Source organism: Sneathiella sp. HT1-7 (assembly GCF_020731145.1).
Lineage (GTDB): Bacteria > Pseudomonadota > Alphaproteobacteria > Sneathiellales > Sneathiellaceae > Sneathiella.
This window is the reverse complement of sequence record NZ_JAJFZN010000001.1, coordinates 136913-150703: the sequence shown is the minus strand read 5'-3', so window position 1 is coordinate 150703 and position 13791 is coordinate 136913. Positions and strand designations below refer to the sequence as shown.

Below are 13791 nucleotides of genomic sequence, written 5' to 3'. Positions count from 1 at the left end.
TGTATTCAATTTTATGACAGGAACTTGTTCCGCGCTAACTGCGTCGCCAATTCACAATAATTGGGCCCGCCACGGCGCAGGCCAATCCTACAAGGAAGAGATTGGAGAGATGCTCGTTCAATATTAGGGCACCGAAGGCCGCCGCCATGATAGGCGCTATGGGTACATAAATCGCCGCTTGGGAGGGAGTGAGCTGTTTTAGGCCCCAGTTAAATATAAAAAGGCTGAAGGCTGCGGCGGGCCCCGCGAGATACAGTATCCACAGCCAATCTTGCGTGTCATATCCGGCGATGACGGTTCCGATTCCTTCGCTATAGGCGACGGGAAAAATCACCATGGTTCCCGCGCTCATCCCGATAATCGTGAGTAGCAGGACAGAGCGATTTTGCATTAGGCGGCCAGAAAAAGCGTTATATGTTGCGCCGCAGCTAACTGCCAAAAAGAAGAGTATCTCTCCTGTCCAGCTACTTGACGTGGCGTTGGGGGCGAAGGCTTTTTCGCCAATGGCAAGCGTTACGCCAACAATGGATAAGACCGCCGCAAACAGCTTGATGCCATTGAGTGTGTCGCGCCCCGCCATAGCCGCGATTAACATGGTCATGATTGGAATAAGGGCGAAGATCACTGCGCCGCGGGAAGCAGGAATATCCTTCAGGGCTGTGTTTACGAAAAGATGGAAAAGGCCAAACTGGAGTACGCCGAGAAGGGCTACAATAGTGAACACTTTCAGCGGAGGCATAACTATCCTGCGCCGCCATAGCAATGGCAGAAGGATCAGCGTCGCGAGCCCATAGCGAAGGAATCCGAGGGATGCGGCAGCCTCCTGATCCGTCATAATGGCCCGTATGCCGACAAAAGACAGACCAAGAAGCATTACAGCAAGCAATAAAGCCCCATGTGGGAGCAGGGTAGCGAGGGGCGAGATTGCCTCTCTATGCTTCCGATTGTTTTCAGGCGAGGCCAAGGCTGTACATCGTATAAACGCCGAGCGACATTGTGCCGATGCCGACAATCACCTGCATGCTGTTATACGCCCATGTCATGGATGCAGCCGAATAGCGCAGTGGAACGGCAATAACGGCGGAAAGCGCGGCCATACCGACAATAGATCCGAAGCCAAAGAGGACAATATAAAGAATGGCTGTCGTCGTACTTGTAATTGTTCCGGCAACGAGCAGAACCAAAGCCGCGGATCCCGCCATTCCATGCATTATTCCGACGGCGAGGACGCGCGCCGTCAGGCCCTTATTATGCGTATGCTCATGAGCCGAGGCCGCATGTTCGCCCTCACCGCGGTGGGAATGCGCGTGCAAATGAGAGTGGTCGTTGGCTTTATGTTTATGAAAATGAAAATGTACCCGGTCCCGGATCATCCGCCGGATCACATCGGCCCCAAGCAGCGCCAGCATAATTCCAACAGTAAATTCCAACCAATGGGCGAGTGTTTCCGGCACCGTACTGTTCATCATAATAACGACTGAGCCAAAAACCATCAGGGCGATCGTATGGCCGAGACCCCAGACTGCGCCATGGAATACCGTTTCCCGGATATTCTTGCTGCCCGATGCAAGGCTGGCGACCGCAGCGACATGATCTGCCTCCAACGCGTGGCGCATACCAATTAAAAAGCCGAGAGTAAGTATCGAAAGCATTCTGATATCCGTAAGGCAGTAAATTACATTTAAGGCACGCTTGACCCGTCGGGGAGGACAGACCGCCAAGAGTACCTTCGGGCACAAAGCTGCGCCAGCGTTAATTTACATGGATGGGGACAGGCGGAAAAAATCAGCTGACAGCAAGCGAGATTGCCATCATGGCTAACTTTCATCGCATCCCTTCAATGTTTCCGATACGAGTGAGAAGATTTCACCAGCACGCTCTTCATAGCTGAGGCTAATACGCTCAGGTGGAATGATAACTATGTTGTCGGACGAATTTTCTGCGAACTTGAAAGAAAAAACATAGTTCGGGTAAAAGCCCATGCGTAAGTCCGTAATGGTCTGGGCGCCATCCCTTTCCCCATAGGAATAAAATCCGTCTGTAAACCATTCCAGTCTTTTCACAGATGGTGGGATATCCTTGATACCATGCGGAATTTGCTGTCGCGGAACCGTTACAAGATTACGAATGCCGCAGTCATTGATAAGACTGGTCAATCCGGTCGAAATCTTTTCCTCAGAAATGGCCGTAACTTGCCATACCAGAAGATTAAAGGCCGTGGGTTGAACATGTATGCGCATATCTCGAAGGAGCGGGTCAGCGCTGGCACGACTGGAAATAATCGTATTTCCTGTAAGCCCGATGGCTAGATAGGCGCAACTGAGTGCCAGCATAATCCGGTTTATACGAAAACCGCCGCCCGGTTTGTTCCTCGCCAGAAATATTGTCGCAATTCCGATCAGCAGAAGCAGCGTATAAATTGGATCAATTATGAAAACAGCAGGCAAGGCGACAGGCGGTCCAACGTTCAGTGGCCAGAAAATCTGCGTACCATAAGTTGTTAGCGAATCCAGCAGGCTGTGGGTAATCAAAGCGAGCCAAACCGTTAGAAAGAGTATTTTCTTATGTTGCCAGCTTGACGGGGCGATCTTGCCTATCGCGAGTGCGATCAGCGGAGAGAGGACCGTTTGAACAATAACGGAGTGGCTGAAGCCCCGATGATAAGTCATGTTATCGATGGCATCATCAAGAGGAACAAAACTGTCAAGATCGGGTAAGGTCGCGACAATGCCGCCTATCAACAGGGCTTTTGGCCCAATGCGTGGGCCTAACAACGCACCGGAAATGCTGGCACCTAATACAAACTGCGTAACTGAATCCATTCTATCCCTGTATCCGAGTGCAGATTATTTACCAAGTCTGCCGGTGTTTTCACCTTCAGAACTATTTTCTAGCATCTAACCTGAGATAAATGATGCATATATATACGACGTTACGCTATGTGTAGGTCATTAATCATGTGCTCGCGACTGCTTTTAATATCCATTGCAGTCCCGAAATGGCCAAAATAACAGCCTGGAAAGCTCTTCTATGTCTCTTCCTCATATTGCGATGGCCCTTGTTATCAGTGCGATATGGGGATTTTCATTTGTTGCGTCGAAGGTTGGCCTTGATCATTTTCCGCCCCTTTTCTTTACGGCGCTGCGATTCTTGCTGGTGGCAATTTTGCTGTCGCCCTTCTTGAGAATCATCAAAGGACGGATGAAGGCGATTTTCTGGATTGCCATAACTGTTGGGGTTTTCCATTTCACTTTTCTTTATCTTGGAATTTTTGCCGCGGGCGGTGTTACGGCGGTTGCCATCACAAGCCAACTTATTGCGCCATTCTCGGTGATTATGGCGGTGATCCTGTTAAAGGAAACAATCGGCTGGCGGCGTATATTGGGAATCATCATGGCGTTTGGTGGGGTCATGATTCTGGGGTTTGATCCAGTGATTTTTGATCAGCTTGAGGGCGTTACCCTGGTTGCCATCGCGGCACTTTTTATGTCCGTTGGCCTGATTATGATGCGGCAAATCCAGAATGTTGGTACCATGTCGATGCAAGCTTGGATCGGTGCGATCTCTGTTCTGCCATTGATGTTGCTTTCATTTATTCTGGAAACGGGTCAGGTTGATTCAGTAATGTCGATGGGATGGGAAGCGGTCGGTGCCCTTGCTTTTGTTGTTGTCGTCACTACGATTTTTGCCCATGGCGGCTGGTACTATCTTATTCAGCGTTATCCGATCGCCGCATTGACGCCCTTTGGGTTGTTGGCCCCGATATTTGGCGTTGCCTTCGGTGTCGTGCTCTTCTCCGAGCCTATTACATTGCGCTTTGTTCTTGGAGGAATAGTGACTCTTGCCGGTGTCGCGATAATCAATCTTCGAACGGCAAAGAAAACTCCCGAACTTGCCAACGAACCCGAAGTTTAGCGGTTCTCGTCCAGATAGACCTTCAGCTTGTCGAGGAAGCTGAAAAAGTCCTTTTTCTCCCACTCACGCCAGCCATCGAAGGTATCGGCGAGTGCAGCTTCCAATCGCTCCTGCGCCTTTGCATGGGCCTTCTTACCAGCTTTGGTCAGATAAAGGATTTTTGAGCGTCCATCCGCTGGATTGTCTTCCGCGCGCAGAAAGTCTTTTTTGAGCATCTTCGCAATTGTCTTGGTTATGCCCGGCTGCGGCTGCTGCATGGCCCAAGCGATCCCGGAGACTGTCTTGCCCTCTTCAGGCTGATGCATAAAATGGTTGAGAAGGATGAACTGTGGAGGAGGAACATCTGTTCCGTCGAGAAGCTGCCGCATCTTCGTATCCGTCAGCTGGCTGATAATCCCAATCCAGTTGATGATGCGAAAATCCGAAGACGGAAGCTCTTCCTTCCGGTCATACTTCTCGTTTTCTCTGTTTGCGCTCATGCGATTACTATATCAGGCATTTTACGGCGTGGGGAAGGGGAAACGTTAGTTTGATAGCCTAATCGGTAGAACATTTGCACGGTTTCGGGTGCTTCTATCCCTAAATGATCTAAAAAGTCGGATTGAATCTCTTGCATTTCGGGATATTCCTGCAAAACCTGGCTAACCGGATGTATGGCAATTCCTGCATTGGTTGCCATTAGGTTCAGGCGAACGTAGCTCCGGCCGGCATTTACTTGCGCGCTTCTTGAATTATCAGCGGTTGATAGCCAACCCATATTGTAAGTACCCTCTACCCACCCCATGGCGTAATCGATACCGCCTTGATGGGCCAATGTGCCAGGCGTCATTGCCTTTTCCTTGCTCATTAAATTAAACCTTTTGAGCCACCAGAATAGAGGGCCGTTCAAGTCGATCCCGTCAGGGTTTGCGGCAATTTCCGTGGCACCTATTCTGGTTAGTTCAACACTTTCAAGGAGAGTGCGGGGCGTTTCAATTTCCTTGAGAACCGAGAGGCGAGCAAACTCCCTAAGGGGAGAGACATCCGCTTCATTTGTTGCAATACCGGTTCTTTGCCCGTCAAGCAATGGCAGGCTTTCTATGATCTGCTCATCTGTCGCGTTGAGATAAGCCTTCTCATATCCTTCTTTGTTGGAACGGCGGTTGAGAATATCACCGAAAAGGGGATCGGTAGATATGGACACGTCCTTTTCAAGCTGGATGCGTGCCACTGGCATGGTTCCGATTTCGAGGCTGTCACCTGCTGGCTCCCCGTTCGGGAACAGTGTAATCTTCGTGCGGTAGCCTTTTTCCCGTGCTGCAATGCCGAGAAGTTCGAGAAATGTGCCATGGCCGATCAGGACCTGTCGCCCGAAAGGATCTGTATGAGGAAGCAATCTTTCTGGATCTGCAAACAGGGTAATCTCATCATCTTTGGATAGATCCGCGAGCCAAGGCTGCCTGTTATGGGGGTTGGGAGCGAGGATGGCATAACTTAACAGCCACTCCCGATCGGGAAGGTCCGGAGCCGGCCCGCTCCAAGGGGAAATTGCGCTTTCCGGCATTTGATCGCATCTGGACAAAGAGAACCCGGAAGCCGCGATCACTAATCCACTTCCGCCAATTGTCCTAATAAATTTGCGCCGATCCATCACAATTCCTCCATTCATCGTTGTATGAGTATTAGAATAAAGTAAATTCCATGGAATTCAAGTGATCTATGTCACATTATTTAATGGAAATGCGGGGGCCGGGCAGAGCCTGACAATTCTTCAGTTTGTTGTGAGTACTTATTGAGCTATGAAGAACCTCCGCTAATTGGCGAGTGTTTTTCCTGATGGCAGAGCCTGACTATTCAAAGCGATCCGCACATCTTCGGATGTCGCTCTATTACGTCGCCTTTTTCTCGGTCTATGGGATCGCTATTCCTATTTGGCCGCGATGGCTCGAACATTATATCTCGGTGGAGTATGTCGGCATTGTGATGGGCGCGGCCTATTGGGCCAAGTTGATCTTTGTGCCCCTGACGTCATGGATCGCGGATATGACGGGAAATCGCAAAAGCATTCTGATCGCCTTGGCCCTGTTCGTTATTGCGGCCCTGATTTTGCTCCCCTACACGGAGGGGTGGCTTCTTTATGCGTTGATCTGGGGTGCGGCGGGGGCGGCTCTTTCCTCTGCAGTACCGCTTTCCGACGGACTGACACTTCGCGCGCAGCAGACAGTCGGTATCGATTTCGGCAAAGCCCGCCTCTGGGGATCATTGAGCTTTATTGCTGTTTCGCTTCTCGTGGGGGCTGCAGCCGATCAGTATGGCATTGACACAATCTATGTGTCGATGGTGTTGGCGGCGGTATTTCTGCTTTTCGTCTCTCTTTTGCTTCCGGGAATCCAGACGAAGCCCGAAAAAGGAAAAGCGCCATTCTTCAGGCCACTCACACTGCCCAATTTTCCGCTCTTTGTAGTAACCGTTTCCTTGCTCCTTTCCACCCATGCTGGACTGTATGGCTTTAGTGCTATTCACTGGGCTAATCTAGGCTATACAAATGCTGAAATTACGCTGTTTTGGGTGATCGGGGTTGTGGCAGAGATCGGGATGTTCGCAGTCTCAGGCCGTCTGATCGCCCGCTTTGGTGCGACGCCGATGATTGCCGTCGCGGCACTTGGAGGCGTGGTGCGCTGGCTTCTGCTTGCCGTCGCGGCTTCACCGATCCTCATCGGTTTCGCCCAGACTCTTCACGCCTTGACGTTCGCGCTTCTCTATATGTCATTCATTGCGTATATCGGAAAACGCGTGCCGCCGGCAATTTCGGCGTCCGCTCAAGGCCTCTATGACAGCCTCGCCATGGGGGTATTCTTCGGCATTTTCACCATTGCGGCCGGGTGGCTGCATCAGCAGGATGGCTCCTATAATTTCCTGTTTATGTCACTACTTTCCGCAATCGGGCTGTTGTTGGCTCTGATCCTCTTGCGGCAGGTAAAGCGTTATGACCGATTGCATACGGCGCAGTAAATTTAAAGAGAATTCAGGAAAGCCAGAAGTTGCCCGCGTTCCAAGGCATCCAGGCTGCGGTATGAGTCCTTTGCATTTTTCGCCTCTCCGCCGTGCCAGAGGATAGCTTCCTCGATTGAGCGGGCGCGGCCATCATGGAGGAACCTTGAATGTTTGTTGACCGCCTCAACTAAACCAATACCCCAGAGCGGTGCGGTGCGCCATTCTTTGCCAGTCGCCACAAAATCCGTCCGGCCATCGGCGAGGTCATCGCCCATGTCATGGAGCAAAAGGTCCGTGAAAGGGTGGATCGTCTGGTTGGAGAGTATCGGTAGCGCCGGATGTTTTCCTGTTACAAATGTCGGGATATGGCAAGAGGCACAGCCGATATCGCGGAACAATGACTCCCCTGCAACGACATCCGGCTCATCAACATGCCGCCGGATCGGGACTGCAAGCGTCTGGGTATAGAGTGTCATCTTGTCCAGAAACTCATCACTAAGCTCGGGCGCATTCCCAATCGGTGCATTGCGGCAGGCGTCTTGCCCTTCCGGGCAATTCTGCTCAGGAAACAAATTTGAAGTAAGGCCGATATCGCCAAAAGCGGCGGCAGCGTTCTGATGAAGAAGTGACGCCGCGTTTGACTTCCAGCCGAACCGGCCAATGCGCATTGCTTTTTTGCCTTGATCCCACACATGGTTGAGCCGGCCGGAAATGCCGTCATCATCGACATCTTTCGGGTCCGCAATTGCCTTTAAATCCTCTTCAGAAATCGCTTCGAGCAACCCAAGGCCTATGACGGCCGGAGCCACCCGGGGTGAAATCATAATATCCGGTCCCAATGGACCGAATGCAAGGTCGGAGAAATGATATTCCGGCCGGAGAAGGGAATAGGGCGTGCCATCTGCAAACTGGCCGGAAATTTCGGTAGTTTCGATCATGACCTTGCCCTCCGCCGGAACAGAGGGAATTGACCGGTCATTTAACTGATCGCCATAGATAGGATGAGGGTTTGGGCCGCCATGCTCAGCCGCGCCAGGGACACTTAGCCGGACAAGCATGGAAAGAAATTCCCCGCCCTTTTTCGTGGGTGGCTGGCCGCGCCCGTCTCGTAAGTGACAACCCGAGCAGGAGACGCGGTTAAAGGTCGGACCGAGGCCATCGAGTGTTTTGACCGACGCGGGCGCGATTACCCAGTTTGTATTGAAGAGCTTGTTGCCAAAGAAAAAAATACGAAGTTGATCGCGGTTTATATTCGCGGCAGGCAGTGAAAAAGAATTTTTCCCCCGGGTCGGTTGCGTTGTCTCCCCACCCGGAGAAGCAGATATGGGCGCTTTGATGTCGTAGCCGGCCTTAACGATAGTTGCCGACAGGATAAGTGGCAGTATCAGGGCTACTGTGACCCAAAGCGTCCGTTGCATTTTTATTGTGGTTCCTTTTAACCGCCGGTAGGGACGATGACTTTAACTCCGAGGAGTTTGCCAATGTCCTTAATGACATCTGATTGAGCTTGCAAGGCAGTAATCACGGCCTCTGCCTCTGCGCGGGCCTGACTTTTTGGCGCCGATGCCAGAATAGAGTCGAACGGATAATTGAGTGATGAAATCGCTGCGTCGGTCTGGTTAAGCGCGGTGATCATACGCTTGTTTAGATCTGGTGCGAGGTCGCCGACAAGGTCGCTGAAGCCGGGGCCATTCACGCTGCCGTAGCTGCCGAAATAGACATTCCGTATCCCGCGCTGATCAAAAATGACGTCATTAAGTGTATTGTCGGAGAAACAAGACTGCTCGTCCTCCTGATCGCCACTGTCTAACCCGGTTGCAATGCGTTCCAGGGCCAGTTCAAACTCGCTCAGTGTTGCGAGCGAGGTTAGAATTCGGCCAAGTGCTTCGCGATCCGAATATGCTTTGAATGTTGCGGCGTAGCTGTCTGGATCGCTGGTATTCCAGGCTGTCACCAGCCATTCCAAATCGGCAACCAGCATCTCAGTGATCGTTTTAAGATAGAGCCGCCGTCTGTCGTTGTTATCCTTCCCGACGATGAAGTCTGTATAAGGACGTTCGCCAGGGGAGGTGGGGTTCATGTCCTGTCCCCAGAGCAGGAATTCAATGGCATGATAGCCGGTCGTGACATCTGCCTCGTCTTCCACTTGGTCATTTTCACGAATGGAGGCTGCGGTGATCTCGATAGACGTATTATTGATGATTCCAGCTTTCGGGTTTCCTTCAACATAGTCAATAAAGCCTTCATTCATCGGCCAAGCATTGAGCCGGCCTTCCGGTCCTTCTTCGCCGGTTTTTTCGTCTACGAAATCGATAGGTCCTTCATAAAAGCGAAATGCCTCCGTCTGTAAATAGCTCGTGCGGGCATTCAGCCAAGCGTTTCGAGCTGCGTTAAGCGTTTCCTGGGATGGATTTTCCAGCAGCGCGCCGATGGCAGTTTGCAGGTCTTTTGCATCCAGCAGTGACTGACTGTAATTTTCCGCGACCAATGCGGCATAATTTGCGATGACCGGATAAGCGTCATACTTCGGAACATATCCGGCGGCATCCTTATCAAGGGCATAGCTTGAGATATTCCGGATAGGATCGGTTTGTGAAGCATAGGACACGGAAGCGAGTGCCAGTGCGATGCAGGAGATGCCTGCATATAAGCTAATTTTTCTCATTGGGTTCCTCATGCTTAGAATTCAATTGCGTATGAAAGGAGAAGGCCAAGGCCCTCTGAATCGACGTTGTCTTCTTCGGCGCCACGCCATGCGGCAGCTACCCCGAGGCCCATGTCAAAGACATAACCCACGGTAAAGTCGACGACATAGTCATCGGTAGTGACGCCGGAAACTTCCGTATCGCGCAACTGATAGGTGGTCGAGGCAACCCAGTTCTCATGATTGAGCGCCAGTCCACCAGTGAAATATTTCGCAGTGTCATTGCCCATGCCGCCATAATTATCGAAATAGACATATTCAGCCATGGGAGAAATGGTCAGGTTCTCGCCGATGTTAAAGGCGTATTCGACGCCAATGGCATAGCCAAGCTGTCGGTCATTGCCACCCTCGCCAGCCCCGAGAGAGGAAAAGCCAAGATGATACCGAAATCCGGCAACATGTTGAAATTCACCATCAAATGCGACAGCAAATGAAGAGAAGTCTTCCGTATTGCCAGCACCGCCGTCTGAAAGTTCCAACGGCCCTCGTTTTGTTCCAACAGAATTGCTTAAGAAACTTGTATCCTGGAAAAAGGTGCTAGCTGATATTGTATGGACACCCGCGGCTTCAAAATGAAATCCGCCACCAAATCCGACCATCTCTGCCAACTCATAGTCTTCATTCAGGTTGGTGCCGAAAATTCCCGGCGCGATATCCCAGGCAATGCCGAAGTTCGGGGTGAACTTACCGGCATAAGCGGAAACTGTCTCACCGTCATAGTTAGCGGTGATAATATTCAGATATCCTCCCAAGTCTTCAAACGCCCGATCACTTGTTGCGTCTTCGACGGGCTCGAGCGTGGCTTCGAAGTTAAGGGAAAAGGCTTCTGTAAAGGCGACATTTGTACCAAGAACAACCGTGGGATAGAGGTCGTTAATCTCTGCTGTGGGATCATCCGATTGGTATGTCCAGTCATTCTCAATCTCGACGGAAAGCTCTCCGGTTATTTGCGGATAGCTTGTCTCTTCGGCGGATGCGGAGACAGCAACAAGTGATATCGGAAAGGCGGCGGTAAGCGCAAGCAGGTATCCCGCTGGCCCCGAACGGTAAATTAACATGGAGATGTTCTTTCAGATTCTAGGTTTGATTTTCATTCGCAACTATGACTAATAATAAAAATGCAAATCATTCGCAACTAAAATCTTGACAAAATGGGTGCTATAGTTTGGATTTCTGGCGGTCGCCCCAATACTGTTGTATCTCGGTCGTCTATGATGCGCGCAAAGACACTAAAAGGGCGTTTACGCTATTCAGGAAAAGGCCCCTGTGCTACCTGTGGGCCAGTTTATACAAGATAAAGCCGGATAACAGATTGAGCAAAACAACTCCCGATATTCCAAATAATTCAGCGACAGTGGTTCTGTATGGTCGATTGTTGCGGGATTATGTCTCCCATTATAAAGGCCGACTGTTTCTTGCCATTTTCTTTATGATCGTGAGCGCCCTGACTGCCACAGCGACAGCTTTTATCATGAAGCCAATCATTGATGAGGTATTCTTCGATAAAAATCCGGAGTTCGTGATTTACACCACTCTTGCTGTGATCGGTATTTTCGCGGCCCGTGGATTTGCGACATACGGACAAACAATCGTCATGGACTGGATTGGTACGCGTATTGTCTCTGATATCCAGAAAAATCTATTTAAAAAACTCGTTTTTGCGGATCTGGCCTGGTTTCATGAAAACGCCTCGGGCAATCTGATTTCCCGTTTTGTCTTTGATACAAATTACCTGAAAACGGTCGCCACCCAGACTTTGGTGGTTATGACCAAGGACACCCTTACAGCAATATTCCTAATCGCGTCGCTGTTTTATTATGACTGGAAAATGGCTCTGTTTATCCTGATCGCCTTGCCTCCCGGTGCGTTGGCAATCCGTCAACTTGGCAAGCGTTCCCGCAAGGCATCGAACAAGGTGCTCGAGCAAACAGCGGATTTCAGTTCCTTCCTGGAGGAGAACTTTCAGGGGATTCGTGTGGTGAAGGCCTATGATCGTGAAAATCAGGCCGTGCAGCAGGGCGACGAAGTGATTGAAGATCGCTTCAAAATGCAGTTCAAGGCGTTGAGGATCGAGGCGTCAAGCGGACCGATTGTTGAGACATTGGCGGGGTTTCTGATTGCCGGTGTGATTTTCTATGGCGCGAGTAGCGTGATCGAAGGACAGACCACGCCGGGCACATTCTTTGCTTTTATCACTGCAATTATGTTGGCGTATCAACCTATCAAAAGTGTGGCGAAGCTTTTTCCAAGAATGCAAACCGGCCTCGCAGCGGCGCAACGAATTTTTGCTCTCTTGGATATTGATCATAAGGTTGTGGATAGCCCAATGGCCGCCATGCTTGAATTCCACCGGGGAGATGTCGAGTTCCGACATGTTAAATTCGCCTATCAAAATGATGAAATCGTCCTGAACGACATTTCGTTGAAGCTTGAGGCCGGGAAACGGGTTGCGCTGGTCGGACCCTCAGGCGGAGGTAAATCAACCATACTGAACCTTATCCCGCGATTTTACGATGTGAACGACGGAGAAATTCTGGTCGATGGGCAAAATGTTCGAGATGTTACCTTGGCTTCGCTTCGTCAGAAAATTGCTCTGGTGAGTCAGGATGTGTTCCTGTTTGATGATACGATTAAGGCGAATATTGCATATGGCCGCGACGATGCGACCGACGAGGAGATTGTAGAGGCAGCTAAAGCCGCAGCGGTTCATGACTTCGTTTCGGCTTTACCGAAGGGGTATGAAACACTTGTCGGTAGCCATGGCGTCCGCCTTTCCGGTGGCCAGAAACAACGTATTTCTATTGCGCGTGCAATGTTGAAAGATGCGCCGATCCTGCTTCTCGATGAGGCAACCTCGGCTCTTGATACTGAGTCAGAACGTAAAATACAGAGGGCACTTAAACATCTGATGAAGGGGCGAACCTCCCTTGTGATTGCGCATAGGCTGTCGACTATACTCGATGCAGATATGATAAATGTCGTCGTGGAAGGTGAGATAGTGGAAAGCGGCGCTCATGATCAACTCTTGAAGAAAGAGGGGGTCTATGCGGATCTCTATAACCACCAATTTTCTCTCGACGGCGGCGTTACACCTTTCCGTGAGGTGAAGTCCTAAATTTCCGACAGGGGCTCTTCGCTAATCCTGCGATAAAATGCTTCTATTTCTCTTCGCACATAGTCAAAAGGAAGCGGTTCTTCTTTATCTGCGTCTTTGGGGTTGTTCGATCTGGTGATGGGGGTGCCATGCGGAGTGCTTTTCAGGCATAAGGACTTTTCACCCCATGGTCCGTAGACAGCTGGCTTTCCAATGCCAAACAAAGCCACTGTTGGTATTTGAACAGCAACCGCCGTATGCATGAGACCGGAATCATTGCCGACAAACAGTGCGCATTGTGACAGGACAGCGGCGGCCTCCATCGGTGTGGTTTTGCCAACCAGATTGATAACCTGAGCCTCGGGAAGCGCCTCTACGACAGGCATGGCTTGCGCCTCCTCTCCCGGAGCACCAAAAACGGCAATGCGGGCACCTTCAAGAATGCAGCCTTTCGCCGTCAGTTCTTTAGCGAGTTTGAGATAATTTTCATAATGCCACTGCTTTTGGTAAAAATTTGCTGTCGGAGCGAGAGCCAATATCGGCCCTTGCACTTCTTTTGGGCCGAGCCATTTTTGTGTGGCAATGAGTTGCTCTTCGCTTGGCATAATTCTTGGTGGTAAGGGAGTATCCAGACCGATCAGCTTCGCATTTGCAACGGCTTTGTGAATGTCGTCCTGGCCACCTCGCCAGATATGTCTGTGGCGACCGGGAAGAAACCCAAGTAGAGAACCACGGAAATCGACGATGCGGTGCCAGAAAACGGGGCCAAGCTTTAATGCAACTTCCGGCCAGTGCAGGCTAAATCGCCGCTTGTTAATGCCGATGACGCGCTCCACGCCGGGAATGGATTCAAATATGCTTTTGGGAATATTGCCGCATATCACTGTGACAGCTATATCCGGCTCTGTCTCAAGGAGATAATGCAGCACGCCCGTTGTCAGGACGGCATCTCCCAACCGGTTCGAGGCGACGAATAAAGTCCTCTTCATAAAAAAACCTTTGAACGTAATCTTTAGTATCGGGTACATATACGATTATTGTCGCTACCTCCATCATTATCAGGCCTGAATAGCTGAGGGGGAGGGGCTGAAACAGATTTTATAGG

Annotated in this window: 12 protein-coding genes; 3 read left to right on the top strand and 9 right to left on the bottom strand. The window is 50.6% G+C overall.

The window, feature by feature from the left end:
- Positions 1–34: 34 nt before the first annotated feature.
- From LKE13_RS00760 to LKE13_RS00750, 3 genes are all read right to left on the bottom strand, one after another.
- Positions 35–886, bottom strand: coding sequence for a DMT family transporter (locus LKE13_RS00760; RefSeq protein ID WP_265334739.1), 852 nt, complete (start codon positions 884–886; stop codon positions 35–37).
- Positions 887–950: 64 nt separating this feature from the next.
- Positions 951–1652, bottom strand: coding sequence for a hypothetical protein (locus LKE13_RS00755; RefSeq protein ID WP_227947775.1), 702 nt, complete (start codon positions 1650–1652; stop codon positions 951–953).
- 165 nt (positions 1653–1817) lie between these two features.
- Positions 1818–2822, bottom strand: coding sequence for a metal-dependent hydrolase (locus LKE13_RS00750; RefSeq protein ID WP_227947774.1), 1005 nt, complete (start codon positions 2820–2822; stop codon positions 1818–1820).
- Positions 2823–3030: 208 nt separating this feature from the next.
- On the opposite strand from LKE13_RS00750, the gene LKE13_RS00745 reads away from it, so the two are divergent.
- Positions 3031–3915, top strand: a complete 885-nt coding sequence (locus tag LKE13_RS00745) for a DMT family transporter (protein WP_227947773.1) — start codon at positions 3031–3033, stop codon at positions 3913–3915.
- Here the strand turns inward: LKE13_RS00745 and LKE13_RS00740 are convergent.
- Positions 3912–4394 (bottom strand): MarR family winged helix-turn-helix transcriptional regulator, encoded by a 483-nt coding sequence (locus LKE13_RS00740; RefSeq protein ID WP_227947772.1) that lies wholly within the window; start codon positions 4392–4394, stop codon positions 3912–3914. The genes LKE13_RS00745 and LKE13_RS00740 overlap by 4 nt on opposite strands.
- Positions 4391–5545 (bottom strand): Acg family FMN-binding oxidoreductase, encoded by a 1155-nt coding sequence (locus LKE13_RS00735; RefSeq protein WP_227947771.1) that lies wholly within the window; start codon positions 5543–5545, stop codon positions 4391–4393. Before LKE13_RS00735 ends, LKE13_RS00740 begins: the two co-directional genes overlap by 4 nt.
- A 185-nt stretch (positions 5546–5730) precedes the next feature.
- Here LKE13_RS00735 and LKE13_RS00730 point away from each other — a divergent pair, with 185 nt between their 5' ends.
- Positions 5731–6906 carry an MFS transporter gene (locus LKE13_RS00730; protein ID WP_227947770.1) on the top strand — a complete coding sequence of 392 codons (1176 nt, stop codon included), beginning with the start codon at positions 5731–5733 and terminating at the stop codon, positions 6904–6906.
- A 2-nt stretch (positions 6907–6908) separates the two neighbouring features.
- Here LKE13_RS00730 and LKE13_RS00725 read toward each other — a convergent pair whose 3' ends face one another.
- The 3 genes from LKE13_RS00725 to LKE13_RS00715 are packed head-to-tail and all read right to left on the bottom strand — an operon-like array spanning position 6909 to position 10650.
- A complete protein-coding gene (locus LKE13_RS00725) occupies positions 6909–8306 on the bottom strand; it encodes a di-heme oxidoredictase family protein (protein ID WP_227947769.1) in 1398 nt (465 codons plus the stop codon).
- A 17-nt stretch (positions 8307–8323) separates the two neighbouring features.
- Positions 8324–9553: an imelysin family protein gene (locus LKE13_RS00720; RefSeq protein WP_227947768.1), complete on the bottom strand. Its 1230-nt coding sequence runs from the start codon at positions 9551–9553 to the stop codon at positions 8324–8326.
- Between the two features lie 14 nt (positions 9554–9567).
- Positions 9568–10650 carry a hypothetical protein gene (locus LKE13_RS00715; RefSeq protein ID WP_227947767.1) on the bottom strand — a complete coding sequence of 361 codons (1083 nt, stop codon included), beginning with the start codon at positions 10648–10650 and terminating at the stop codon, positions 9568–9570.
- A gap of 254 nt (positions 10651–10904) precedes the next feature.
- On the opposite strand from LKE13_RS00715, the gene LKE13_RS00710 reads away from it, so the two are divergent.
- Entirely contained in the window at positions 10905–12707 is a 1803-nt protein-coding gene (locus LKE13_RS00710; RefSeq protein WP_227947766.1) for an ABC transporter ATP-binding protein, read from the top strand.
- Here the strand turns inward: LKE13_RS00710 and LKE13_RS00705 are convergent.
- Positions 12704–13675, bottom strand: a complete 972-nt coding sequence (locus LKE13_RS00705) for a glycosyltransferase family 9 protein (protein ID WP_227947765.1) — start codon at positions 13673–13675, stop codon at positions 12704–12706. The two genes, LKE13_RS00710 and LKE13_RS00705, sit on opposite strands and share 4 nt — an antisense overlap.
- Positions 13676–13791 lie beyond the last annotated feature (116 nt).